Below are 25,766 nucleotides of genomic sequence, written 5' to 3'. Positions count from 1 at the left end.
CGATATTCGGGCAGCCAGCTTCCTCGCAGACGGTGACGAGCTTGTGCTCCTTCACGATCGCCCGCGTTTCGGCATAGCCTTTCGAGGTCGGCGCCTTGACGCGGATCCAGTCCGGCTTGCGCATGACCTCCGTATCCGGCCGATGCGCCTTTTCCGGATGTCGCACGCGCTTGGCGTCGGGATTGATCGTGTCGAGAATGGTCACCATTGCAGTATCAGCTTTCCGCCGCCCCTACGCGGCCTCGTCTCTAGCGCCGCACCAGCCGCGCAAGGAATATCAGCAGGCAGGCGCCAAGGAAACCCCGTCACGAAATAACCGAGACGCCCTCCGGCCAGTTGGACATGGAACTGGGCGAGGATCGCGGTGGCGACGACGGAACCGACGATGCCGAGCACGATGTTGAGGAAAATCCCGTATCGCGCATCCATCAGCTTGCCGGCGAGCCAGCCCGCAAGCCCGCCGATGATGATTGCCGAAATCCAGCCCACGCCTGCCATACCTGCCCTTGCCCCTAAGCGACCGCCCTTGCGACCAGAACCACGATAATGGCGCCGACGGTGGCGTGGATGATCTGCACGACCAACGCGTTGTCGATGCCGAGCGAAATGCCGAGCGCACTGAACAGATAGCCGCCGACGAAGGCGCCGATGACGCCGCTGAGCAAGCATCTGATCAAACCACCGCCACCGACAACGAGGCTAGCGAGGAAGCCCGCGACCAGGCCAATCAGCAAAAACACCAGCAACGCCTGCGTCTCCATAGACATGATGATTTCCTTTCATCTTTTCCACCCCGGACAAAGAGGGCGGCCCCGGAAATTATCAAGCGTTCAGCACGCGGCCATAGGCATCGAGCACGGCTTCCTTCATCGTCTCGGACACGGTCGGATGCGGGAAGATGGTGTGCATCAGTTCTTCCTCGGTCGTCTCCAGGTTCATCGCCACGACGAAGCCCTGGATGAGTTCGGTGACTTCAGCGCCCACCATGTGGGCGCCGAGAAGCTCACCGGTCTTCTTGTCGAAGATCACCTTCACCATGCCCTGGTCTTCGCCGAGCGCGATTGCCTTGCCGTTCGCCGCGAAAGAGAAACGGCCGACGCGGATGTCTCGGCCCAACTCCTTGGCCTTGGCTTCGGTGAGGCCGACGGAGGCGACCTGCGGATTGCAATAGGTGCAGCCCGGAACCTTGCCCTTGTCGGTCGGATGAACATTCGGCAGGCCGGCGATCTTTTCGACGCAGACCACACCCTCATGCTCGGCCTTGTGCGCCAGCATCGGCGGGCCGGCAACGTCGCCGATCGCGTAGATGCCGGCGACATTGGTCTTGCCGTAACCGTCGGTGACGACGCAGCCGCGGTCGGTCTTCACGCCAAGCGCTTCGAGACCGAGATTTTCGATGTTGCCCTGAACGCCGACGGCCGAAATCATCCGGTCGGCGGTGATCTGCTGCACCTTGCCATCTGACGTTTCGACATGGGCGGTGATGCTGCCCGCGCCCTTCTCGACCTTCGTGACCTTGGCGCTGGTGAAGATCTTCAGGCCGCGCTTTTCCAACTGCTTGCGGGCGATCGCGGTGATTTCCGCATCCTCAACCGGCATGATGGTCGGCATGACTTCCACGACCGTGACGTCGACGCCCATCGAGCGATAGAAGCTCGCGAATTCGATGCCGATCGCGCCCGAACCCATTACGATCAGGGATTTCGGCAGCGCGTCGGGCTTCAGCGCCTCGAAATAGGTCCAGATCAGCTTGCCGTCCGGCTCGATGCCGGGCAGCGCGCGCGGGCGGGCGCCGGTCGCGATGATGATGTGCTTGGCGGTGTAGGTGCCCTCGCCCTTGACGTTCTTCGGCAGCGGATGCTGCGGCTCGACGACCGGCTTAGACGACTTGCCGACGACGATCTCGCCGGGCTTGGTGATCTTTCCCTCGCCCCAGATGATGTCGATCTTGTTCTTCTTCATCAGGAAGCCGACGCCGGCGTTCAGACGGGCGGAGACGGCGCGCGAGCGGCCGACGACGGCCTTGGCGTCCGGCTTGACCGTGCCTTCGAGAACGAGGCCGAAATCCTTGAAATGATTGGCGTGATCGAGCACTTCGGCCGAGCGCAGCAGCGCCTTGGTCGGGATGCAGCCCCAGTTCAGGCAGATGCCGCCCATATGCTCGCGCTCGACGATCGCCGTCTTCAGGCCGAGCTGGCTGGCGCGGATGGCGGCGACATAGCCGCCGGGACCGGAGCCAATGATGATGACGTCGTAGGATTCAGCCATGTGTTTCCTGCCCTTTGTTATGCTGCGCCGCGGGTCATGAGCACCCACGCGTGCCTCTTGCTGTTTTCGAAGAGCGGCACGGCATCCGCACGCGCAGCCTCCAAGAATCCGTTTCTTCCATAAAGCGACAAAGCCGCTTCGTTATCGCTTGCGGTGATCAGGCTGACGGGCCGACGATCGGCCCTTTCGATCTGATCCTCCAGCAACCTTTTCCCGATGCCGATGCCGCGCAGATGGCGATAGACGCCGAGACTGCCAATGAACCAGCTTCCCACAACCGTCTTCTGCAAGGCGAGCATCGGCTCGGTCGCCGCAATCGTCGCCTCGATATCGCCTATGCCCTCATCCAGCGCATGACCGATCGCCACGCCCGCGACTTCGCCATAGGCCTCGGCGATGACGGCATCCCGCCAGGCGCCGACGGCTTCCTCCTCGCTCATTTTCCGCCTGCCGCATTCCAGCGGCGTGTCGCTAGCGCCATTCGCCACATCGGCGAACCACAGCCAGGAGGCAAAACCGTGCGACGCGATATCCGCCAGGATCGCCAGTTCCGAAGCATCCCGCCGTGACGCCCGCCGCAGCGCGACGAAGGAAGCCATGCTCAGATCCCCAGCATCATCCGGACGATCGATTCCAGCCCGCGTCCGAGCGCACGGGTGTTTTCCGCGTCGAGATGAATGCCGTCGATCGGCGTGGTCTTGGCGACGGAGTTGCCGTCGAAAAAACCGCAGCCAAGTTCGTCGGCAAGGTCACGATAGAGTGTCGCAAGCTTGGCCGATTCCTCGATGCCGCCGGGAAAGGATGCGGCGAAGGGCACGTTACCCGTCGCGCAGATCGCCGGCGGCGCCACGATCAGGATTTCCGGCCCGTCGAACTCGAAAGGCCAGGCATGATTGCGGATCAGCCGCACGAGGCGGCTGATGCCCTGGCAGGCGGCAAAGGCCGAACCAGCCACGACCGGCTTCATGTCGTTGGTGCCGAGCAGAAGGATGACGAGGTCGAGCGGCGCATGCGTCTGCAGAATCGTCGGCAGGACGCGTGCGCCGTTGCGGTCGCAATCGGCCAGATGATCGTCGAAGGCGGTCGTGCGACCGTTCAGCCCTTCGGCGATGACGCGCGCCTCGCTGCCGAGCGCTGCCTGAAGCACGCTCGGCCAGCGATTCTTGTACTCATGACGGCCGATCGTCTCGGCGTCATAACCCCAGGTCAGCGAGTCGCCATAGCAAAGAACGGTCTTGGTCATTTCCGCCTCCGCCGAGCTATCAGACGAGCATGCCCATCGGGTTTTCGATGTAGCCCTTGAAGGCCTGGAGCAGCTCGGCGCCGAGCGCACCGTCGACGCAGCGATGGTCGGTCGACAGGGTGACGGACATCACCGTGGCGATCGCCATTTCGCCGTTCTTGACGACGACCCGCTGCTCGCCGGCGCCGACCGCGAGGATCGTTGCATGCGGCGGATTGACGACGGCGGCAAAGTTCTTCACGCCCATCATGCCCATGTTGGAGACAGAGCTGGTGCCGCCCTGATATTCCTCGGGCTTCAGCTTGCGGTCCTTGGCCCGCTTGCCGAGATCGCGCATCTCGTTGGAGATGACCGACAGCGTCTTCTGCTCGGCCTTGCGGATGATCGGGGTGATCAGGCCGCCGGGGATCGAGACGGCGACGCCGACATCGGCGTGCTTGTGCTTGACCATGTTGCTGTCGGTCCACGACACGTTGGCGTCGGGAACATCGCGCAGCGCCAGCGCCATGGCCTTGATCACCATGTCGTTGACCGAAAGCTTGTAGGCCGGAGCGTTGTCCTTGCGCGGCGCCGCATCGTTCAGCTGCGCGCGCAGCGCCATCAGAGCATCGAGCTCGCAATCGACGCTGACGTAGAAATGCGGGATCGTCTGCTTGGATTCGACCAGCCGCCGGGCGATCGTCTTGCGCATGCCGTCATGCGGCACGAGCTCGTAGGAGCCCGGCTCGAACAGCTTGAGCACGGCGTCGTCGGAAGCACCCTTCGGCGCTGCGGCCGGTGCCGGAGCAGCGGCAGCCTGCGGAGCCGCAGCGGCGGGAGCAGCCTTGGCACCACCGCCCGCAACGGCGGCTTCGACATCGCTCTTGACGACGCGGCCATGCGGGCCCGAGCCTGCGACAGCCGAAAGGTCGATGCCGGCTTCCTTGGCGAGCCTGCGGGCAAGCGGCGAAGAGAAGGTGCGGTTGCCGCCAGCGGAAACGGATGCCGGAGCGGCGGCCGGTGCCGGTGCTGCAGCCGGAGCGGCCTCAGCCTTCGCCGGTGCTGCTTCGGCTTTTGCAGCCGGTGCAGCTTCAGCTTTCGGTGCCGGAGCGGCAGAACCCGCGCCGCTTGCGGCAGCGGCGACATCCTCGCCGTCGGCGGCGAGAATGGCGATCAGCGCATTGACCTTGACGCCTTCGGTGCCGGCGGCAACGACCAGCTTGGCGACCGTACCTTCATCGACGGCTTCGACTTCCATCGTCGCCTTGTCGGTCTCGATCTCGGCGATCACATCGCCAGACTTGACCGTGTCGCCTTCCTTGACCAGCCACTTGGCCAGATTGCCTTCTTCCATGGTCGGAGAGAGGGCGGGCATCGTGATATTGATCGGCATCGAGATACCCTCCCCTTATTTGTAGCAAACAGCCTTCACCGCATCGACGACTTCGCCGACGTTCGGAAGCGCCAGCTTTTCGAGATTGGCAGCGTAAGGCATCGGCACGTCCTTGCCCGCAATCGTCAGGATCGGCGCATCGAGATAATCGAAGGCCTGCTGCATGACGCGGGTGGCGATTTCGGTCCCGACGGACGACTGCGGATAGCCTTCCTCGACGGTGACGAGGCGGCCGGTCTTCTTCACGGATTCGATGACGGTCGGCAGATCCATCGGGCGGATGGTGCGAAGGTCGATCAGTTCGACATCGATGCCGATCTTTTCGAGTTCGGCGGCTGCCTTCGTCGCATATGTCATGCCGATGCCGAAGGAAACGACGGTAACGTCCTTGCCGGGACGGTGGATGCGAGCCTTGCCGATCGGCAGAACGAAATTGTCGAGCTTCGGCACATCGAAGTGCTGGCCGTAGAGAATTTCGTTTTCAAGGAAGATGACCGGGTTCGGATCGCGGATCGCCGCCTTCAGCAGACCCTTGGCGTCGGATGCCGTATAAGGCATGACGACCTTCAGGCCGGGGATCGCGCTATACCAGGCCGCATAGTCCTGGCTGTGCTGAGCGCCGACGCGGGCGGCCGCGCCGTTCGGGCCGCGGAAGACGATCGGCGCGCCCATCTGGCCGCCGGACATATAAAGCGTTTTGGCGGCGGAGTTGATGATGTGGTCGATCGCCTGCATGGCGAAGTTGAAGGTCATGAATTCGACGATCGGGCGAAGGCCGGCCATGGCGGCACCGACGCCGACGCCGGCAAAGCCGTGTTCGGTGATCGGCGTATCGATGACGCGGCGGGGGCCGAATTCCTGCAGCAACCCTTGAGTGACCTTGTAGGCGCCCTGATATTCGGCGACTTCCTCGCCCATGACGAAGACATCGTCACTGGCGCGCATTTCTTCGGCCATGGCGTCGCGGAGCGCTTCGCGCACAGTCATCGACACCATCTCGGTGCCGGCCGGGATTTCCGGGTCGTTCGGAACGACGGCCTTCGGTTCGGCCGGAAGCGGAGCAGAGGCGGAACCGCTATTCGTCGGCTTCTCTTCCTGAGCGACCGCGGGTGCCGCTGCGGCAGCCGGCTTGGCTGCTGATATATCGGCGGCGGATTCGCCGTCCTGCAGCAGCACGGCGATCTTGGTGTTGACCTTGACGCCTTCGGTTCCGGCATCGACCAGCAGCTTGCCGATGACGCCTTCGTCGACGGCTTCGACTTCCATCGTCGCCTTGTCGGTTTCGATTTCGGCAATTACGTCGCCGGAAGTGACCTTGTCACCTTCCTTCTTCAGCCATTTGGACAGCGTGCCTTCTTCCATCGTCGGAGAGAGGGCGGGCATGAGGATATCGATAGGCATGGGTTCCCTCCCCGATTAGAGCAGAATGTCGGTGTAGAGTTCGGATGCATCCGGCTCCGGATCGGCCTGGGCGAAGTCGGCGCTGTCCGCGACGATGTCGCGGACATCCTTGTCGATCGCCTTCAGATCGTCTTCGGAAGCCCAGCCCTTCTCGATGAGGCGCGCCTTCACCTGCTCGATCGGGTCCTGCTCGGAGCGCATCTTCTGCACTTCTTCCTTGGTACGATACTTCGCCGGGTCCGACATGGAGTGGCCGCGATAACGATAGGTCAGCATTTCGAGGATGATCGGACCCTTGCCGGAACGGCAGTGTTCGAACGCCTCGTCGGCCGCCGCCTTGACGGCGCGAACGTCCATGCCGTCGACCTGAATGCCGGGGATGCCGAAGCCGGAGCCGCGAAGCGAATAGTTCGACTGCGCCGTGGCGCGCGCCGTCGAGGTGCCCATGGCGTAACGGTTGTTCTCGACGATATAGACAATCGGCAGCTTCCAGAGAGCCGCCATGTTGAAGCTCTCGTAAACCTGGCCCTGGTTGGCCGCACCATCGCCGAAATAGGCAACGGCGACATTGCCGTTGTTACGGTAGCGGTTTGCGAAGGCAAGGCCCGTTCCGAGCGAAACCTGGGCGCCGACGATGCCGTGGCCGCCGTAGAAATGCTTCTCTTTCGAGAACATGTGCATCGAGCCGCCCTTGCCGCGGGAATAGCCGCTGCGACGGCCGGTCAGCTCGGCCATGACGCCGCGCGCTTCCATGCCGGTTGCGAGCATATGGCCGTGGTCGCGATAGGCGGTGATGACCTGGTCGCCTTCCTTCTGCGCCATCTGCATGCCGACGACGACGGCTTCCTGACCGATGTAAAGATGGCAAAAGCCGCCGATGAAGCCCATGCCGTAAAGCTGGCCGGCCTTCTCCTCGAAGCGGCGGATCAGCAGCATCTCGCGATAGGCCTTGAGCTCTTCGTCACGATCGAAGTCGGCTACCGGGCCACCATTCGATGCTTTGACTGTGGATTTTGCTGCAGTTTTGCGGCTGGAAACGGTCGCGGTCTTTCGCGGCGCCATTCAACCCTCCCTATGGGTTTATCGGTTCTCGATGGCGCGTACCATAGGGAAGAAATATGACCACAGCAATGCCATAATTGCATGGCTCATATTCTTAGCTAAATCGTTGATAAGGTTATCGAAATCGTAATTAACCGAATTTCGGTTAATTGGAATAGTGGTTGAATATGACGATCTCGTCCGCGCGCGACATATTGAGCTGGTAACGCGCCTTTTCGTCCAGCATATCCTTGTCGAGCGAGCCGTCACTCAGCAGCGCGACCTGGCTTTCCAGATGTTCGCGCTTCGCCTTCAAGACCGCAAGCTCTTTTTCGCGCTCAATCCGCTGGCGCTCGAACGTCTCCGTCGCGCGCAGGCCGTAATCGCCATGGATGCAATGATAACCGAAGTAGGAGAGGAAGGCGACCGTCATGGCCGGAATGACGAAGCGACCGATTCTTCTCTTCTTATGATGCTTTGTCCACATACACGCATGCTCTTGAACGCATTACCAATTCGTTCAATCTAACGCGCAGAGATTAACCGTTCGTTGACTCTAAAAAGCGGGCAATAAAAAACCCAGCGCCTCTCACAAGGCGCGGGGCTCAAGCGATTGAAAATCAGATCCGATCAACCACGGATGATCGAACGGCCGGCATACTGGGCCTGGGGGCCGAGGCCTTCTTCGATGCGGATCAGTTGGTTGTACTTGGCAAGGCGGTCGGAGCGCGACAGCGACCCGGTCTTGATCTGGCCGCAGTTGGTGGCGACCGCGAGATCGGCAATGGTCGAATCTTCCGTTTCGCCGGAGCGGTGCGACATGACGGCGGTGTAGGCTGCCTTGTGCGCCGTGTTGACGGCGTCCAGCGTTTCCGTCAGCGAACCGATCTGGTTGACCTTGACGAGGATCGAGTTGGCGACGCCCATGCGGATGCCGTCGCGAAGACGGGCGGAGTTGGTGACGAAGAGATCGTCGCCGACCAGCTGGGTCTTTTTGCCGATCAGGTCGGTCAGCGCCTTCCAGCCGTCCCAGTCGTCTTCGGCCATGCCGTCTTCGATCGAAATGATCGGATACTTGCCGGCGAGTTCGGCCAGATATTCGGCCATCGCGCCCGGCTCAAGCGTGCGGCCTTCGCCTTCGAGAACATACTTGCCGTCCTTGAAGAATTCCGTCGAGGCGCAATCGAGGCCGATATACATGTCGTCGCCGGGCTTGTAGCCGGCTTTCTCGATCGACTTCATGATGAAGTCGAGCGCCTCGGGCGCGCTCTTCAGGCCTGGTGCGAAACCGCCTTCATCGCCGACATTGGTGTTATGGCCCTGTGCGGCAAGTTCCTTGCGCAGCGTATGGAAGACTTCCGAGCCCATGCGGACGGCTTCGCGGATGGAATCCGCACCGACCGGCATGATCATGAATTCCTGGAAGTCGATCGGATTGTCGGCATGCGCGCCGCCGTTGATGATGTTCATCATCGGCACCGGCAGCAGGCTTGCGGAAGCACCGCCGACATAACGGTAGAGCGGCAGGCCGGAAGCCTGGGCGGCAGCCTTGGCGACGGCGAGCGACACGCCGAGGATGGCATTGGCGCCGAGGCGCGACTTGTTCGGCGTGCCGTCGAGCTCGATCATGATGTTGTCGATCTGGATCTGGTTTTCGGCGTCGATACCGCCGATCGCGTCGAAGATCTCGGTGTTGGCAGCCTCGACAGCCTTTTCAACGCCCTTGCCGAGATAGCGCTTACCGCCGTCACGCAGCTCGACCGCCTCATGCGCGCCCGTCGAGGCACCCGAGGGAACGGCCGCGCGGCCCATGCTGCCGTCTTCGAGATAGACATCGACTTCGACGGTGGGGTTGCCACGGCTATCGAGAATCTCGCGGGCGATAATATCGGTGATTGCAGTCATGGGTTCTTCCTGCTCGGTGGGTGATAAGTCGTTCGAAGCCTGTCATAATCGAAGGCGTGCAAATTACAATGCTGCAGTTTCACGCCTCCGGACCAGCGCTCCGATGTGGCCTATAACACGATCATGTCAGCCTGTTGAACATCACGCCTTGGCGATCGCATCAAAGGCCAGCAGCTTTTCGAGGAGCCGCGGCATGTCCTTGAGATAGACCATGTTGGGGCCGTCGGAAGGCGCATTGTCGGGGTCCTGGTGAGTTTCGAGGAAGACGCCCGCAATTCCGGTGGCGACGGCCGCGCGCGCCAGCGTTTCGACGAATTCCCGCTGACCGCCGGAGGAATCGCCCTGCCCGCCCGGCTGTGCCACCGAATGGGTGGCATCGAAGACGACCGGCGCGCCCATCGCCGCCATGATCGGCAGCGAGCGCATGTCGGAGACCAGCGTGTTGTAGCCGAAGGAGGCACCGCGCTCGCACAGCAGCACGTTCGGATTGCCGCTGGCATTGAGCTTCTTCAGGACGTTCTTCATATCCCAGGGAGCGAGAAACTGGCCCTTCTTGACGTTGACGACGCGGCCGGTCTTGGCGGCGGCAATCAGAAGGTCGGTCTGGCGGCAGAGGAAGGCCGGGATCTGCAGGACATCGACGGTCTTTGCCACTTCCGTGCACTGCTCGGCGGTGTGAACATCGGTCAGAACGGGAAACCCGAATTCCTTCTTGAGATCGGCAAAAACCTCCATGCCCTTTTCCAGCCCGATGCCGCGTTCGGCCGAAAGCGACGTGCGGTTCGCCTTGTCAAAGGAGCTCTTGTAAATCAGGCCGATGCCGAGCTTGCCGCAAAGCTCCTTCAGCGTCTCGGCCACCATGAAGGCGTGATCGCGGCTTTCCATCTGGCAGGGGCCGGCGATCAGCGACAGGCGGCCGGTATTGGAAAAGGTGACCTGGCCGTTGCCTTCGCCGATCTTGACTTCGGAATTCGTATTGGAGCTCATCGTGGTTCCTCGAAGGCGAAGAGCGTGCCCTGCCCGGGCGCGGGCTTCACCAGAATGCGATTGTTCTTGCGCGTGTAGGTCACCCCGTTAGCAGCCAAATGCGCTTCTGTCACGGCAAGATCGGTGACATTGAAGAGGATGGCCCGCCCGCGCAGGCCGCGTTCGGCGTGCGAAACGGCGATCTCAAAATAAGCTTCCAGCCCTTCCGGCGTCATAAGGTTGATCTTTGCATTCGACGCCGCGATCTTGACGCCGAAGCCGGTTTTCTCGATCGCCGATTGTCCCGCGGCAAGGCCGACGAAAGTTCCGAATGCCGCAGCGTCCGGCGCGCTAAGCGCCACCTCGGCAATGCCCATGACGCCATTTGCATGCGCCTCCAGCGCGCCACGATCTGCCGGGAGCGGACTGATACGCTCGACACTGATGAGGAAGAGGTCAGGCGCACGCAGATCAGCGGCAAAGGCAAGCTTGAAGCCGGCGATGCTTTCAGATCCATCCGGCATCGTCATCGGCCGGCTGAACTGCAGCATTTCACCGGCGCTCGCTGCCTTGCCAACGAAGTTATGATGATCGCGGCCAGCATCCGCAGTGCCGAAAGCCACCGCCGAAAGCCCCTCATCGCCGCAGCGGAAACGGAAAGCCTGGTTGCGGGCGGTAAACACATTGCCCTTCCGCGCCGATGCCTCGCTCTCCTCGACGCTCGCCACACCGAGCGGCTCCAGATAGGTTTTATCGGCAAAGTAGACGCAGGCATTCTCCGTCCCGAAGGGATGGCGCGCGTCGGCGGCGACGGTGAAGCCGAGCTTGCCGAGCCTCTCGCGCGCCAGATCGATATTGACGACGGGCAGCACCAGATGATCCAGCGGATGCGGGTTGGCGGAATGCCTGTTCATGATATCCCCTCCCGAAACAGCTAGAGATGTGCGCCAGCGCTCATCTCAATTCAAGGCCTGCCCGGCGATCCGGCGAATGAAAATAAAAATCTCAACGAGTTGACGCCAAGTTTTACGGAAATTTAGCTACTTGCGGAACACATATGGAACATATAGTGTCTGTTCTGGATTTGTTTCAATCACGGGGTCTGACGTCGATGCTCACGCGCAAACAACAGGAGCTTCTCCTTTTCATTCATGAGCGCATGAAGGAATCCGGCGTTCCGCCGTCTTTCGACGAGATGAAGGATGCCCTGGATCTGGCTTCCAAGTCCGGCATTCACCGGCTGATCACGGCGCTCGAGGAGCGCGGCTTCATTCGCCGCCTACCGAATCGCGCTCGCGCCCTTGAGGTCATCAAGCTCCCGGAAGCCTACAGCCCCAGCATCCAGCCCCGGCGCGGCTTTTCGCCGAGCGTCATCGAAGGCAGCCTCGGCAAGCCCCAGCCTGTGGCCGCGCCCGCTCCAGCAAAGCCCGTCGCCGATAACGGCAACTCGGTCTCGGTGCCCGTCATGGGCCGCATCGCCGCCGGCGTTCCGATCTCGGCGATCCAGAACAACACCCACGACATCGTCGTTCCCGCCGATATGCTCGGCAATGGCGAGCATTATGCGCTCGAGGTCAAAGGCGATTCGATGATCGATGCCGGCATCTTCGACGGCGACACCGTGATCATTCGCAACGGCAGCACCGCCAATCCCGGCGACATTGTCGTCGCGCTCGTCGACGACGAGGAAGCGACGCTGAAGCGTTTCCGCCGCAAGGGCGCATCGATCGCCCTGGAAGCGGCCAACCCGGCTTACGAGACCCGTATCTTCGGGCCTGATCGCGTCAAGGTTCAGGGCAAGCTCGTCGGTCTCATCCGCCGCTATCACTGACATCGATTACGCCGGATTCGGCGAAATTGCCGGTGCGCCAGTCATAGGCGCGATGGCGCGTCCATGGCCTCGACAGCAGGCCGAATGCGGTGACGGTTTGCGGACCGTCATCCGTAAAGCGCAATTCGACGGAACCGCTCTTGCGGAGCGTCTCTCCGGTGAAAAGCATTGCGCCTGAGCGGCAACGGTCGAAGCGCAGCCGCACCGACGTCACGACGATGTTGCCCACATCGCAGGCCGGACCGAGATAGGCGGCATTGTCGATGACGGTCAGGACCTTTCCACTGGCAAGCCGCGATATGCACCAGGCCTTTTTGACGCAGGAAAAGCGGTTTGTTTCGCCGCCCGTTGCGGCGGCCTGCATCGCGGTCCTCACCTCCTCCTGCTGATCTGCGGAAAGCTTGAGGCGCCGATCTTCTCCTTCCGGAATCGCCGGGCCTTCCAGCATCTTCGGAGGATGATGCGTGGGCAGGACCAATGCTCGCTGCCACTGATCGAAGATGAAATCCGAAGGCTTCGGGCGATTGGAAGCCATAGCGGTCGCCTCCACGACCGCGACCAGAGCGCCATCCTCCGAAATCACCAGATCCGGGGCGCGAGGAGCCGGCAGAAGCAGCAAAACAAGCGTCGAGCCGGCAATGACGGCAGCACCGATATGCCGCAACCGGGTGCGTAGCAGGGTCACGAGCAGGAAGCCGGCGACAGCCACTGCAAAGTACCAGCCGGGCAACCGTCCGACCCCGATGTCACCGCCCCAGCCGGAAACCGTCTTTGCGACCGCGATCACCAGATCGAGGCCGAATCCAACCACCTTCCAGGGCACGGCATCCAGGCCGAAAGGCATGAGCAGCATCGCCAGCAGCCCGGCCGGCATGACGATGAAGGAGATGATCGGCATCGTCGCGAGATTTGCCGGCAGGCCGTAAGCGGTCAGGCGATGAAAATGCTCGATCGAAAACAGCGCGGTCGAAAAGCCGCCGATCAGCGAGGTCAGGAAGACGCCGATGAAGAACCCCGCCACCGGAACGATGGGCCTGATGATCGGCAATTTCAGAAAGGCGTTTTCCCGGACGCGCCGGTCCTTCCACATCTGATACCCGGAAACCAATGCCAATGTCGCAGCAAAGGACATCTGGAAGCTCGGGCCCAACACCTCGGAGGGCGAAATGGCGATAATGACAAGCGCGGACAGCGCGACATTGCGCAGGCTGATCGACGGCCGGTCGAAGAAGACGGCAATCAGCATCACGGCCATCATGATGAAAGCGCGCTCGGCCGAGACGGCGAAACCGGAGATCAGGAAGTAGGCCGTGACGGCAAGGAGCGCGCCGGCGGCGGCGATCTTCTTCGTCGGATAGGCCTGGGCGACGACGGGAAAGAGGCTGAGCAGCATTCGAAAGCCGACGAAGAAGATGCCGGCGGACAAGGCCATATTGAGACCCGATATGGCGATGATATGGGCAAGGCCAGACTGGCGCAGCGCCTCCGTCGTCTCGTTCGAAATGGCGCGCCGTTCGTCCGTCACGAGGGCGGCCGCAAAAGCGCCGGTGTCGCCGGGCAGCACCGATCTTATGCGATCGCCGATGCCGCTGCGCAGCCGGTAGAGCCATTCGAGCAGCGCCTCGGGCACTGATGCCGCGGCCTGCGGGCCTGCCTGCAGGTCGACCTTCTCAGGCGCGCCGTAGAAGAAACCGTTCGCACCGATGCCGTCAAAATAGGCGCCGAAGGAGAAATCGTTGAGTTCGGGAAGCGCCGGACCTGACGGCGGCGTCAGCCGCGCCCTGCCGGTAATGATGTCGCCGATTTCGAAGGGTGCGCCGGTGCTACGGGCGATTGCGGTTACACGCTCCGGGGGCCGCTTCAGCGTCGGCGCCTCGGTGGCGGTGACGGCGAGAATGTAGCGCCATCGCCCGCGGTCGTCGCCCTCGCGCCGCTCGACGCGGCCTGTCACCGTCGTCGTCACGGCGGAATCGAGGATCACCGTCGAGGCTCGCCAGGTCTCCAGCTGCGCTGACAGCATGCCGCAGACTACGAAAGCAAGCGCCAGCAGCATTGCCCGCAAAACCACCCTGCTGCTGCCGATCACGAGGATCGCGACCGCCAGCGCCGACAGGCAGAGCAGCAATGCAACGACTGGAAAGTCCGATGCCGCGAGAAACCAGAAAGCGGCTCCTGCGCCGAGGAAGACCGGCGAGAACAGCAGCAGGCGGCCATGATCCGCCTCCTCGCCCAGCATGCGAAGGCCGCCACGCAGCGCTCGGGCGGCTGCGGCCGGCAGCCGGTGACACAACGGCGCCGCCGCCTGCGTTCTTGCCGGCCGCGTCACCACGGGCGCCGAAAGACCTGCGGAATCGGCAGGCCCAGCGCCTGCTTCCGGCCGCAATTCGACTGTCTTCAACCCCTGCATGCGCCGCCAAAAATCACCCGCCAAGGCGGCCAGAATGCAGCTTCCTCTCAAATCCCGCAAGGATAATCGATTGAAATATGAGGGAAAATCGCGAGCACCAAAAGACCAGTCGAATCATTGGCTTCCGCTATGCACGCAGTTCATCGCTGCAGTGCCTAAAAGGTGATGCCGCAACGCACAAAATGGCGTCACGGTAACTTGGCATTAGCTTCGCGATCATATAGCTATCGGTGAGGACGCTTAACCCCTATGGCGCTTTTGTGGCGCCACCGACATTTCGGAGGATCAGTATGACGGATCAAAGCGCTACAATAAAAATCGGTGACAAATCAGTCGACCTCGCCGTCAAAAGCGGCACGATCGGCCCGAGCGTCATCGATATCGGTGCTCTCTACAAGAACACTGCCTCCTTCACGTACGATCCGGGTTTCACCTCGACCGCATCCTGTGAATCGAAAATCACCTACATCGATGGCGATGAGGGCGTTCTGCTGCATCGCGGCTATCCGATCGAGCAGCTCGCAGAACACGGCGACTTCCTTGAGGTCTGCTATCTGCTTCTCTACGGCGAACTGCCGACGGCTGCGCAGAAGAAGGATTTCGATTATCGCGTCACGCACCACACGATGGTGCATGAGCAGATGAGCCGCTTCTTCACCGGCTTCCGCCGCGATGCGCATCCGATGGCCGTCATGTGCGGCTGCGTCGGCGCGCTGTCGGCCTTCTATCACGACTCGACCGACATCACCGATCCGCACCAGCGCATGGTCGCCAGCCTGCGCATGATCGCCAAGATGCCGACGCTGGCCGCCATGGCCTACAAGTACCATATCGGCCAGCCCTTCGTTTACCCGAAGAACGACCTCGACTATGCGTCGAACTTCCTGCGCATGTGCTTTGCCGTTCCTTGCGAGGAATATGTGGTCAATCCGGTGCTTTCCCGCGCCATGGACCGCATCTTCATCCTGCATGCCGATCACGAACAGAACGCTTCGACCTCGACCGTCCGCCTCGCCGGCTCGTCGGGTGCCAACCCGTTCGCCTGCATCGCTGCAGGCATCGCCTGCCTCTGGGGGCCCGCCCACGGCGGCGCCAACGAAGCAGCGCTCAACATGCTGACAGAGATAGGCACGGTCGACCACATTCCTGAGTATATTGCCCGCGCCAAGGACAAGAACGATCCGTTCCGCCTGATGGGCTTCGGTCACCGCGTCTATAAGAACTACGATCCGCGCGCCAAGATCATGCAGAAGACGACGCATGAAGTGCTCGGCGAGCTCGGCATCAAGGACGATCCGCTGCTCGAAGTGGCGATGGAGCTGGAGCGCATCGCGCTCACCGACGAATATTTCATCGAGAAGAAGCTCTATCCGAATATCGACTTCTACTCCGGCATCACGCTGAAGGCGCTGGGCTTCCCCACGACCATGTTCACCGTGCTCTTCGCGCTCGCCCGCACCGTCGGCTGGATCGCGCAGTGGAACGAAATGATCGAGGATCCGGAGCAGCGCATCGGCCGTCCGCGCCAGCTCTATGTCGGCGAACCGAAGCGCGATTATATCCCGGTTTCGAAGCGCTGAAGGCTGAACAAGACAAAAGAAAACCCGGTCAGAGATGGCCGGGTTTTTTATTGGCGAGAACGTCGAGCAATATCTGCGCCGCGTGCTCTCCCGGCGGTCTTTCCGTCTGCATCCGCTGCCACATGAGCTCGTAGCCCTCCTTCATCGCCTTGAGCTGATAGGTGTCGGCCGACAGCCTTTCCATCCAGCGTGCGAGGCTTGCGCCGCGAACGACATCGTTCAGATACTCCGGTACGACCGCATAATCGGCAATCAGGTTCGGCAGGGCGCCGGTCCAGGTCTTGATACTCGATGTCAGCATGCGCATGATCCAATCGACCTTATAGGCGGAAACGACGGGAACATCGGCAAGCGCCAGTTCGAGTATGACAGTTCCGGACGCCGCCATGGCCGCATCGGCTTCAGCGAAGGCCTTCCATTTCGCTTCCGCGCCAACGACAATCTCCGGCTTTGCGGCCCATCCGGCCGTCATTTCCCGGACAAGCGCCTGCTTGTGCGTCACCGTCGGCAGAATGAAGCGCATCGGCCCGTTGCGGGCCGCAAGCTCGTTTGCGGCAGCCTCGAAATAGGGCAGAAGCTTCTTTATTTCTGAGGAACGCGAGCCCGGAAGAAGCAGGATCGTGCCGTTACCGGGCTGCCTGCCGGCGCGCAGGCGCCTGGTTTCCAGCAGCGCAGGATCGGCAGTCAGGCGATGCCCCACATAGGTCGTTGCCGGTCCGCCGAGCGCGCGCATAACCGCCGGCTCAAAGGGCAAAATGGCGAGCACATGGTCGACATAGCCGAGCATGCGCGTCGCACGATATTCCTTCCAGGCCCAGACGCTGGGACAGACATAATTGACGACGGGCAGATCGGGCAGCGCGGTGCGGACACGCTTGGCGACGCGATGGGTGAAATCCGGGCTGTCGATGATGAGCAGAATATCCGGCCTGGCCTCGATGATATCAGCCGCCGTCTGGCGGATCAATCCGAACAGTCTTGGCAGCCGGCTCAGCACCTGGGTGATGCCCATGATCGACAGCTCGGAGAAATCGAACAGGGAACTCAAGCCTTCGGCCTGCAGCCCCTCGCCGCCGACGCCGACGAGTTCCACCGGTCCGCGATGAATACGCTTCAGGGCAGCGATGAGATCGGCGCCGAGCAGATCACCGGAGACTTCGCCGGCAATGACGGCGACCTTGAGCGGCGTCCCGGTCATTCGAGCCCCCCTGCCGGCAGGCCGCGATCGATACCGCAGACGAACAGGCCGGCTTCATCGGCGGCCTTGATGACGGCAGCGCGATCGAGCACCAGAGAACGGCCGGCCTCCACGACGATGCCACCGAGACCCGCTTTTTTTGCGTTGAGGACCGTGGAAATCCCGATCGCCGGCAGGTCGGCGCGGATATCCTGCTGCGGCTTGCACAGCTTGACGAGCGCGCCGCGGCGGCGCGGCGAAATACGGCCGGCGGTTCGGAGATCCGCGACCCGTTCCAGCATCCCGTCCGTGCCCTCGAGCCCCTCCAATGCGACGATGCGGCCGCCGATGCTGATAGCGCCCTGCCCGACATCGAGCCGTCCGAGCATTTCGGCGGCTTCGGCAGCGCGGGCGATATCGCGCCGGTCCTCCTCGGACGGTGTCACCGCACCAAGGGGGCCGACGGAAGCAAGAAGATCGGGGGCGATTTCATGGGCACCGACGACGCGCCGGCCGTTTCCCTCGATCAACCGGATCACCATCTGAAGAACGGTATCGTCACCGCCGGAGAGCAGCGTACGGATCGTGGCCGGGACCTTCATCAGGATGCGCAGCGTCGGGCGCACCTCACGCCATTCCGGCCGGCGGCGCACGCTGCCGGACATGACGACGCGGCCGACGCCATACTGGTTGAAGAGACCGTCGAGAGCCGCGAAATCGCCGATGCCGATGACGGCGTGATCATAGCCTTCCCAACGACGGTCGCTTTCATCCTTGAGCGCGACGATGACGGGATTTTCGCCAGCCGCACGCGCCGCTTCGGCAACATAGGAAGGCAGAAGGCCGCCGCCGGCGATGATCGCCAGCCGGCCCGCCGCGGTGTCGCCTGGTAAAGCCACGGGCTAGCCCTTCTGCCCTCGGGTCGGCGAGGACAGGGCGCGATCGCTATCGGCAGCGATGAAATCGAGGATCTGCATCACCTGCTCGCAATCGGCATATTCCTCGCGGATAGCGGCGGCATTTTCACGGACGGAGGCAGTTCCTTCGAAGATCGCCTTATAGGCGCGGCGCACCCTGTGGATGACGGCGCGGTCGATGCCGGCCCGCGTCATACCGACGACATTGAGACCGCTCAGCAGGCCGGGATTACCGTTCAGCATACCATAGGGGATGACATCGTAGCTCACCGCCGACAGGCCGCCGACGAAGGCTTGCCGGCCGACGCGGGTGAACTGGTGAACCGCCGAGCCGCCGCCCAGGATGACGCGATCCTCGATGACGACATGGCCGGCGAGCATGACGTTGTTCGACATGATCACGTTGTTGCCGACATGGCAGTCGTGCGCAACGTGGGAATTGGCGAGGAAAAGATTGTTGTCGCCGACGGTCGTCTTGCCGCCAAAATCCGCCGTGCCGGTGTTCATCGTCACGCCTTCACGGATCGTGCAATTGGCGCCGACCGTCAGCGTCGTCTCCTCGCCGCCATGATGCACGCTCTGCGGATCGCCGCCGACGACGGCCATCGGGAAGATGCGCGTACCCTTGCCGATCACGGTCCGGCCGGTGACGACCGCATGCGTCAGAAGCTCGACATTCGCATGCAGGACGACATGCGACCCGACATGGCAGAAAGGACCGATTTTGACGCCCTCACCGATGACAGCCCCGTCTTCGACGACGGCCATCGGATGAATACGGGCGCTTTCGGCGATATTGCTCATGTCTGATCCTTACGAACGATCATCGCGCCGATATCGGCTTCGGCGACGAGCGCGCCGTCGACCTTGGCGTCGCAATGGAATTTCCAGATATTGCCGCGCTGCTTGTGCTTCTTGACGTGGAACTCGACGCGGTCGCCGGGCACGACGGGCTTGCGGAAGCGCGCATTTTCGATGGTCATGAAGTAGACGAGGTTGCCGGGCTGACCTTCCTTCTTGGCGCAGATCGCGCCTGCCGTCTGAGCCATGCCCTCGATCAGCAGAACCCCAGGCATGATCGGCGCTTCCGGAAAATGGCCGGTGAAATGCGGTTCGTTCACCGTGACGTTCTTGATGCCGATCGCCGTGTTGTCGCCGTCGATCTCGATGATCTTGTCGACCATGAGAAACGGGTAACGATGCGGCAGCAGCTTCATGATCTCGGTGATATCAGCCGAAGAAAGCGTCGTCGTGGCTTCCTCAGTCATCTTGCTTGCCTCCAGGGTTCCTTCCGCGCAACTTGGACTTCGATACCTGTTGCGCAGCCTCTCTCAGATAGTCTTTTAGCGGACGTGCCGGTACACCGCCATATTGTCCGCCGGCGGCAAGGTCAGTCATGATACCGCTTTTGGCAGCGATCTGCACGCCGTCCCCGATGGTCACATGTCCCTTGATGCCGGCCTGGCCGCCGATCTGCACGCCGTTGCCGATCTTGGTACTGCCGGCGATGCCGACCTGCGCGACGATGGCGCAATGGCGCCCCATCTGGACGTTGTGGCCGATCTGCACCTGATTGTCGATCTTGGTGCCTTCGCCGATCACCGTGTCGTCCATGGCACCGCGGTCGATGGTGGTATTGGCGCCGATCTCGACATTGTCCTGGATGATCACCCGGCCGATCTGGACGATCTTGATCATGCCGCGCGGGCCCGGCGCATAACCGAAACCATCCTGGCCGATGCGGACACCATTGTGGATGATGACGCCGTTGCCGATCAGCGCACAGAGAACGCTCGCGCCGGCCGCGATCGAACAATCCCGGCCGATCTTGACGTTCGGGCCGATGACGCTGTTGGCGCCGATGCGCGTTCCTTCGCCGATTTCGGCATGCGCGCCGATCACGGCCAAAGGCTCGACGATCACACCCTTTTCAAGCTTGGCGCTTGGATCGATTACCGCGCTCGGCGCGATCTCACTTTCACCCGGAATGACGACCGGACGCAATGCCGCGGGATAGAACAGACCGCCGGCCATCGCGAAGGCCGCATGCGGATTGGATGACAGAATGACAGGAAGATGCGGAGGGACGAGATCTACGAGCGCCTTGTCGCAGATCACCGCCGAGGCCTCGCATGTCGCAAATTCCTCGCGGCTGCGGCGCGACAGAATATAGCAAACATCGCCCGCCCGCGCCCTGCTGATCGGGGCCACGGACCTGACGATGACGTCTGCATGATCGGAATTGGCAAGTTCCGCCCCAAGAAACTCTGCAAGCTCAGCGAGCCTCAGACCTTCATGGGGCAGAAAAAAAACGTTTTGCTCCATCGGCAATGCTCCAGAACGGAATTGAGTCTTACAGTTCCGGACTGCCGATATCAGAATTGGTTGTTGATGCCAAACTTGAAGTTCTGCGTCTTGTCGAAGTCTTCCTTGAGGACCGGGATTGCGTAATCCAGACGCAATGCGCCGAAGGGAGACTGCCAGACGACGCCGACACCGACGGAAGCGCGCAGCGAAGCGCTGGTGCCTTCAGCCTGGTCGGCACCAAGAAGATCTACGTCATTGCCGAACAGCGTACCGGCATCGGCGAAGACTGCACCGCGCAGGTTGAAGTCACGCGGGAAGCCCGGCATCGGGAAGGTCGCTTCCGCGGACGCCGTGAAATAGGTCGTGCCGCCGAGCGGGTCATCGTGGGTGCCGGTGATCCGCGGACCGATGCCCTTGTTTTCAAAGCCGCGAATATCGGCATTGGTCAGGGTGAACTGGTCGAAGACGTTCAGATTATCGCCGAAGCCGACGACATAGCCCGCCGAAGCGGAGAGCGAGCCGATGATATCGGCATCGTCTGCGAGCAGGTGATAATAACGCGCCTTGCCATAGATCTTGTAGAACTGCGAGTCGCCGCCGAGGCCGGCAATTTCCTGGGTCGCCGTCGCGTAAATGCCTTCACGCGGCAGGACGGTGTCGTCAAGCGTGTTGTAGGTCAGCGTCTGCGAGACGGAAGAACGCGTCCACGGGCTCTCGTCAACCAGATTGGCGTACGTGGCCGAAAGGTCGGCTGTATCGCCGTCGTACTTCATCTGCTTGTAGTTATAGCGGAAGGTCGTCGCCAGATCCTCGGTGATCGGCGCGGTTACGCGCAGGACGACGCTGGTTTCCTCGTAGTCGTAGTCATCATTGCTCGACGTTTCGCTATGGTTGACGTCGAAGCCGGCCGCCAGACGGTAGCCCAGGAAATAGGGTTCGGTGAAGCTGACGCCGTAGGCGCGCGAGCCTTCCTGGCCGCCACCGGCCGAGATGCGGATGTACTGACCACGGCCGAGGAAGTTCTTTTCCTCGATCGATGCTTCGAGCAGGAGACCATCGCCACCGGCGGCATAACCTGCACCGACGCCGAACGAACCGGTCGACTGATCCTGCACGTCGACGACGACCACGACGCGATCCGGCGAGCTGCCAGGCTGCGTGGAGATGTTGACGGAGGAGAAGTAACCGAGCGCCTCGAGGCGGCGCTTGGCCTTGGTGATCATCTGCTGATTGAAGGCGTCGCCTTCGCTCATGTCGAATTCGCGGCGGATGACGTAATCGCGGGTGCGGCTGTTGCCGCGGATTTCGATGCGCTCGACATAGGCGCGCTCGCCCTGGTCGACCAGGTACTCGACGCCGATCGTGTTGTTGTTCAGGTCGCGGTTGCCGCGCGGCGTGACGCGGGCGAAGGGATAACCGGCAGAGGCCACCTGATCGGAGATGGCTTCGATCGACTTCTGCACTTCCTTGGCGCTGTAGAGCTGGCCTTCCTTCGTGCGCACGAGCGGCAGCAGCTGGTCGGAGCCGACGCCTTCGACAGTCGACTGGACGGTCACCGCTCCGAAATCGTAGCGCTGGCCTTCTTCGATGTTGAAGGTCAGGGTGTATTTGTTGGTCGCTTCGTCGAAGGTGGCATCGGAAGAAACGATGCGCATATCGGCGTAGCCGCGGTTGTAATAGAACTGGCGCAGCGCTTCCTCGTCGGCGTGGAGCTTGTCTTCGTTGTAGACGTCCTTGCGGGTCAGGAACGACAGGAAGTTCGAACGCTTGGTCTGAATGACGGCAGCCAGGCGGCCGGCGCTGTAGGCATTGTTGCCGACGAAATTGATCGCGTCGATCTTGGTGCGGTCACCCTCGTTGATGACGAAGGCAAGGTTGACGCGGCCCTCGCCGAGCGGCACCACCTGCGTCGTCACTTCGACTTCGCTGCGGCCGGTAGCGGCGTAGGCATCCTTGATCGATTGGATGTCGGACTGGATCTGGGTGTCGCTGTAGGGGCCGGCAGCATGCGTCTGGACGATCGTCGCGAGCTTGTCGTCCTTGATCTTGCGGTTGCCGTTGAAGACGACCTGATTGACGAGCTGGGCTTCCTGAACGTTGACGACGAGCGTGCTTCCGGAGACCGAGATCTTGACGTCCGAGAAGTAGCCGGTGCCGTAGAGCTGCTTGACCGAGTCATCGATATCGGTGTTCGAAAAACTCTTGCCGGGAGCGATGGTGAGGTTCGAGCGGACGGCTTCCGCGCCGACGCGGCTTGCACCGCGCACATCGATGCGCTGGATAACCGCGGCCTCGGCGGCCGTAGCAGAAACGAACGTCACAGCACCTGCGCCCGAAGCAACAACACCAGCAGACAGCGCAACCGCCGATACTGCGTTCAAAAACTTTGAACCAGCCTTCATTTCACCTATTACCTTTTTTCCCTCGTCCCCGTCCCCGGGAAACCCCGATTCCGGTCACGTGTGTCGTTTTACCCGCTTTTGACATACAAGCAAGGGAGGTCGTTAATTTCTGTTTACTTCATTTCCAAGCGTGACCCATTCGCCACTACAGCCTTGAAACATCGTAAATAAATAGTAATTCCCTCGCCTTGCGCGTTTATCCTATCAGCGCGCTAATGTCGTTCCAGGTCGCAAAAACCATCAATGTCAGTACCATCGCCAAACCGATGCGAAATGCAATTTCCTGAGCACCGGAGCCCAGGGGTTTCCCCCTCACCGCTTCCACCGCATAGAACATCAGGTGGCCGCCATCAAGTACCGGAACCGGCATCAGGTTAAGCAATCCTATCGAAACCGAAAGTACGGCAGCAAGCTGCAACACCGCACCAATACCAAGCGTGGCCATCTGGCCCGAAGCTTGTGCGACTCGGATCGGCCCGCCCAGTTGGTCGGCCCGCATCGATCCGGTCAGCAGATTGCCGATATATTTGAAGGTGCCGGTGACGATGTCCCGGGTCTGGATCACGCCCTCGCGCAGCGCCTGAAGCGGCGTGTAGGTCTGCAGGCGGAAGTGGCCGACCTCCTGGTTGGTGACGATGCCGATCAGACCCACTTCGATCTTGTTGCCGAACTGGTCGGTCATATCGGTCCGTTGCGGCACCATCGGCAGATCGAGTGTCTGGCCGCCGCGATCGATCGTTACGACGATCTTCTGGCTCGGGCGGATGCTGACGTAGCGGCGCACATCGTCGAAGGTCTCGACCTTGCCGCCGTCAATGGCAACCAGCAGATCGCCGGGGAGGATGCCCGCTGCGGCGGCCGCGCTATCCGGCTTGACCTCGGCCACGACAGGATCGGCGACCGTGCGGCCATAGACCGCGAAAAGAACGGTGAAAATGGCGATCGCCAGCAGAAAGTTGGCGATCGGGCCGGCCGCGACGGTTGCGGCACGTTTCCACAGCTTTGCGCCGGCAAAAGAACGCGCCCTATCCTCCTCGGACATGGCGGCGAGCTTGTCGGTATCAGGCTTGCTGGAGGCATCCTCATCGCCAAAGAACCGGACATAACCGCCGAGAGGAATCACTGAAATCTTCCAGCGTGTTCCGTGCCGGTCGGTAAAGCCGAATATCTCGGGACCGAAGCCGACCGAAAAGGCGAGGATGCGGATGCCGCTCCAGCGCCCGACGAGATAGTGGCCCATCTCATGCACGAAGACGAGCAGCGAGAGCACGAGGATGAAAGGGACGATATAACCCGTCAAAAATCCGAATATGCCGGTCACCGCTTCCATGAGTTCCTTCCGTCAGGCTGCCGCTTCATCACAGGCCGAACAACGCCGCACCAAGCGACGTCATCCCATTCCCCTTTATCAGGGAAAATAGCCCAGCAAGCAAGAACGCCGAAAAGCAGGCAAAAATCAGCCCGTCGACCCGGTCCATGACGCCGCCGTGGCCTGGAATGAGACGGCTGGAATCCTTGACGCCGAATTTTCGCTTGATGAAGGATTCGAAAAGATCGCCCGACTGGCTGCAGACCGACAGAACGAGGGCCACGCCGGCAGCGATGATTTCAGCGCCGGGAACAAGAAAATGGACGAGAAGGACGCCTGCTGCGACTGCCGAAACGGCGCCGCCGATTGCACCCGACCATGTCTTTCCAGGCGAGATCGAGGGGGCAAGCTTCGGTCCGCGAAGCGTCCTGCCGACGAAATAGGCAAGGATATCGGTCGCCCAGACGACGGCGAAGACGAAGAGCATGGCGTAGAGCCCCGGCTGATCGTCGCCTCTGATCGCGGCGAGCGCCACGCCGGTGGCGCCGGCATAAAACAGGCCTGCCGGAAACCAGCGGCTCGTGCCGTGCAGGATGATGAGGGCGATACCGACGGCGGTGACGCCGACCAGCATGCCGGTGGCGAATTCGAAATTGCCGACGAGCACGAGGAAGGCGATTGCCGCTTCGCCGACCCAGCCGACGGCATTGGCGACCCAGTCACGCGCGATGCCAGTTATTTTCGTCCACTCATAATAGATCAGCAGGCCGATCACGGCTGCCAGAATGCGGAAGGCAGGACCGCCGTACCAGGTGGCGGCAAGAACGACCACCGCGAGAATCAGTCCTGAAACGATGCGGAGTTTCAGTTCCCGCTGCATCAGGTGCCGACCGCAGCTGCTTGCGACGACACGCCGCCGAAACGCCGGTCGCGGGAAGCGAATTTCTCGAGCGCCGAACGAAAGATTTCGGGGCTGAAGTCCGGCCAATATTCCGGAAGGAAGACGAATTCCGAATAGGCGGCCTGCCAGAGCAGGAAATTGGAAAGCCGCTCCTCGCCGCTCGTGCGAATGATGAGATCCGGATCGGGGATACCAGCAGTGTCGAGACGGGCATCGATAAGCGTGGGGGTGATGTCCTGCGCCCTCAGGCGGCCAGCTTCGACGTCTTTTGCCAGGCTCACCACGGCGCGAGAGATTTCGTCACGCGAGCCGTAATTGAAGGCGATGACCAAAGTCAGCGATGTGTTGTCCTTGGTCGTCTCCTCCGCCTCGAGAAGCAGGCCGAGGATATCGCTGCGCAGGCTGTGACGGTCGCCGATCACCTTGACCCGCACGTTTTGGCGATGAAGTTCGGCGAGGTCGCGGCGGATGAAGGCCTTGAGCAGACCGAGCAGATCCGAGACCTCCGCCTCCGGCCGGCGCCAGTTCTCCGAGGAGAAGGCGAAGAGGGTCAGATATTTTATGCCGGCGGCGCCGGCCGCGCGCACCGTCTCGCGCACCGCTTCAACACCCTTTCGATGGCCCATAGTGCGCGGCAGGCCGCGCTGCTTGGCCCAACGACCATTGCCGTCCATGATGATGGCAACATGCTCTGGCACAGTTACAAATACAGATTCCGACATTTCCCGTCCGGTCTTTC

At 61.7% G+C, this 25,766-nt stretch carries 23 protein-coding genes and 2 pseudogenes; 2 read left to right on the top strand and 23 right to left on the bottom strand.

Annotation, left to right across the window (positions count from 1 at the left end; genetic code table 11):
- From ATY77_RS10765 to ATY77_RS10705, 13 genes and pseudogenes are all read right to left on the bottom strand, one after another.
- Positions 1 to 208, bottom strand: a pseudogene (locus ATY77_RS10765) (lipoyl synthase); the annotation flags it as partial.
- 40 nt (positions 209 to 248) lie between these two features.
- Positions 249 to 498 (bottom strand): annotated as a pseudogene (locus ATY77_RS10760) (GlsB/YeaQ/YmgE family stress response membrane protein).
- A gap of 14 nt (positions 499 to 512) precedes the next feature.
- A complete protein-coding gene (locus ATY77_RS10755) occupies positions 513 to 767 on the bottom strand; it encodes a GlsB/YeaQ/YmgE family stress response membrane protein (RefSeq protein ID WP_088674123.1) in 255 nt (84 codons plus the stop codon).
- Positions 768 to 822: 55 nt separating this feature from the next.
- A complete protein-coding gene (gene lpdA, locus ATY77_RS10750) occupies positions 823 to 2,268 on the bottom strand; it encodes a dihydrolipoyl dehydrogenase (protein WP_088687291.1) in 1,446 nt (481 codons plus the stop codon).
- 17 nt (positions 2,269 to 2,285) lie between these two features.
- Entirely contained in the window at positions 2,286 to 2,867 is a 582-nt protein-coding gene (locus ATY77_RS10745) for a GNAT family N-acetyltransferase (RefSeq protein ID WP_088687290.1), read from the bottom strand.
- Positions 2,868 to 2,869: 2 nt separating this feature from the next.
- Entirely contained in the window at positions 2,870 to 3,511 is a 642-nt protein-coding gene (locus ATY77_RS10740) for an SGNH/GDSL hydrolase family protein (RefSeq protein ID WP_012483686.1), read from the bottom strand.
- Positions 3,512 to 3,530: 19 nt separating this feature from the next.
- A complete protein-coding gene (locus ATY77_RS10735; RefSeq protein ID WP_088687289.1) occupies positions 3,531 to 4,883 on the bottom strand; it encodes a pyruvate dehydrogenase complex dihydrolipoamide acetyltransferase in 1,353 nt (450 codons plus the stop codon).
- Between the two features lie 15 nt (positions 4,884 to 4,898).
- Complete coding sequence (locus ATY77_RS10730; RefSeq protein WP_088687288.1) at positions 4,899 to 6,284, bottom strand: pyruvate dehydrogenase complex E1 component subunit beta; 1,386 nt, start codon at positions 6,282 to 6,284, stop codon at positions 4,899 to 4,901.
- Between the two features lie 15 nt (positions 6,285 to 6,299).
- The gene (gene pdhA, locus ATY77_RS10725) at positions 6,300 to 7,346 is read right to left on the bottom strand and encodes a pyruvate dehydrogenase (acetyl-transferring) E1 component subunit alpha (RefSeq protein WP_088674128.1); all 1,047 of its coding nucleotides are present in this window, start codon (positions 7,344 to 7,346) and stop codon (positions 6,300 to 6,302) included.
- Positions 7,347 to 7,491: 145 nt separating this feature from the next.
- Positions 7,492 to 7,812 carry a septum formation initiator family protein gene (locus ATY77_RS10720; protein ID WP_088674129.1) on the bottom strand — a complete coding sequence of 107 codons (321 nt, stop codon included), beginning with the start codon at positions 7,810 to 7,812 and terminating at the stop codon, positions 7,492 to 7,494.
- A 143-nt stretch (positions 7,813 to 7,955) separates the two neighbouring features.
- Complete coding sequence (eno, locus tag ATY77_RS10715; protein WP_088674130.1) at positions 7,956 to 9,230, bottom strand: phosphopyruvate hydratase; 1,275 nt, start codon at positions 9,228 to 9,230, stop codon at positions 7,956 to 7,958.
- 141 nt (positions 9,231 to 9,371) lie between these two features.
- Positions 9,372 to 10,217: a 3-deoxy-8-phosphooctulonate synthase gene (kdsA, locus tag ATY77_RS10710; protein ID WP_088674131.1), complete on the bottom strand. Its 846-nt coding sequence runs from the start codon at positions 10,215 to 10,217 to the stop codon at positions 9,372 to 9,374.
- Positions 10,214 to 11,110, bottom strand: coding sequence for a VOC family protein (locus ATY77_RS10705; protein WP_088687287.1), 897 nt, complete (start codon positions 11,108 to 11,110; stop codon positions 10,214 to 10,216). The genes kdsA and ATY77_RS10705 overlap by 4 nt, the downstream gene beginning before the upstream one ends.
- A gap of 197 nt (positions 11,111 to 11,307) precedes the next feature.
- Between ATY77_RS10705 and lexA the strand changes: the two genes are divergently transcribed.
- Positions 11,308 to 12,027 (top strand): transcriptional repressor LexA, encoded by a 720-nt coding sequence (gene lexA, locus ATY77_RS10700; RefSeq protein ID WP_088674192.1) that lies wholly within the window; start codon positions 11,308 to 11,310, stop codon positions 12,025 to 12,027.
- Here the strand turns inward: lexA and ATY77_RS10695 are convergent.
- Entirely contained in the window at positions 12,008 to 14,434 is a 2,427-nt protein-coding gene (locus ATY77_RS10695) for a ComEC/Rec2 family competence protein (RefSeq protein ID WP_088687304.1), read from the bottom strand. The genes lexA and ATY77_RS10695 overlap by 20 nt on opposite strands.
- A gap of 290 nt (positions 14,435 to 14,724) precedes the next feature.
- Here ATY77_RS10695 and gltA point away from each other — a divergent pair, with 290 nt between their 5' ends.
- Positions 14,725 to 16,014, top strand: coding sequence for a citrate synthase (gene gltA, locus ATY77_RS10690; RefSeq protein WP_038688692.1), 1,290 nt, complete (start codon positions 14,725 to 14,727; stop codon positions 16,012 to 16,014).
- A gap of 28 nt (positions 16,015 to 16,042) precedes the next feature.
- On the opposite strand, the gene lpxB is transcribed toward gltA, so the two are convergent.
- From lpxB to ATY77_RS10645, 9 genes are all read right to left on the bottom strand, one after another.
- Entirely contained in the window at positions 16,043 to 17,212 is a 1,170-nt protein-coding gene (gene lpxB / locus ATY77_RS10685; RefSeq protein WP_088687286.1) for a lipid-A-disaccharide synthase, read from the bottom strand.
- Positions 17,209 to 18,090, bottom strand: a complete 882-nt coding sequence (locus tag ATY77_RS10680) for an LpxI family protein (RefSeq protein ID WP_088687285.1) — start codon at positions 18,088 to 18,090, stop codon at positions 17,209 to 17,211. Before ATY77_RS10680 ends, lpxB begins: the two co-directional genes overlap by 4 nt.
- Positions 18,091 to 18,093: 3 nt before the next feature.
- Positions 18,094 to 18,912: an acyl-ACP--UDP-N-acetylglucosamine O-acyltransferase gene (gene lpxA / locus ATY77_RS10675; RefSeq protein ID WP_088687284.1), complete on the bottom strand. Its 819-nt coding sequence runs from the start codon at positions 18,910 to 18,912 to the stop codon at positions 18,094 to 18,096.
- Positions 18,909 to 19,376, bottom strand: coding sequence for a 3-hydroxyacyl-ACP dehydratase FabZ (fabZ, locus tag ATY77_RS10670; RefSeq protein ID WP_088687283.1), 468 nt, complete (start codon positions 19,374 to 19,376; stop codon positions 18,909 to 18,911). The genes lpxA and fabZ overlap by 4 nt, the downstream gene beginning before the upstream one ends.
- Positions 19,369 to 20,433 (bottom strand): UDP-3-O-(3-hydroxymyristoyl)glucosamine N-acyltransferase, encoded by a 1,065-nt coding sequence (lpxD, locus tag ATY77_RS10665; RefSeq protein WP_088674138.1) that lies wholly within the window; start codon positions 20,431 to 20,433, stop codon positions 19,369 to 19,371. The genes fabZ and lpxD overlap by 8 nt, the downstream gene beginning before the upstream one ends.
- Positions 20,434 to 20,483: 50 nt before the next feature.
- A complete protein-coding gene (bamA, locus tag ATY77_RS10660; protein ID WP_088674139.1) occupies positions 20,484 to 22,817 on the bottom strand; it encodes an outer membrane protein assembly factor BamA in 2,334 nt (777 codons plus the stop codon).
- Positions 22,818 to 23,013: 196 nt separating this feature from the next.
- A complete protein-coding gene (rseP, locus tag ATY77_RS10655; protein ID WP_088674140.1) occupies positions 23,014 to 24,147 on the bottom strand; it encodes an RIP metalloprotease RseP in 1,134 nt (377 codons plus the stop codon).
- A gap of 28 nt (positions 24,148 to 24,175) precedes the next feature.
- Positions 24,176 to 25,006 (bottom strand): phosphatidate cytidylyltransferase, encoded by an 831-nt coding sequence (locus ATY77_RS10650; protein ID WP_088687282.1) that lies wholly within the window; start codon positions 25,004 to 25,006, stop codon positions 24,176 to 24,178.
- Entirely contained in the window at positions 25,006 to 25,749 is a 744-nt protein-coding gene (locus tag ATY77_RS10645) for an isoprenyl transferase (protein ID WP_088687281.1), read from the bottom strand. The genes ATY77_RS10650 and ATY77_RS10645 overlap by 1 nt, the downstream gene beginning before the upstream one ends.
- Positions 25,750 to 25,766 lie beyond the last annotated feature (17 nt).

It is taken from the genome of Rhizobium sp. R634, assembly GCF_002211305.1.
Taxonomy (GTDB): domain Bacteria; phylum Pseudomonadota; class Alphaproteobacteria; order Rhizobiales; family Rhizobiaceae; genus Rhizobium.
The sequence above is the reverse complement of the archived record's forward strand: the minus strand, read 5'-3'. Positions and strand labels throughout refer to the sequence as shown.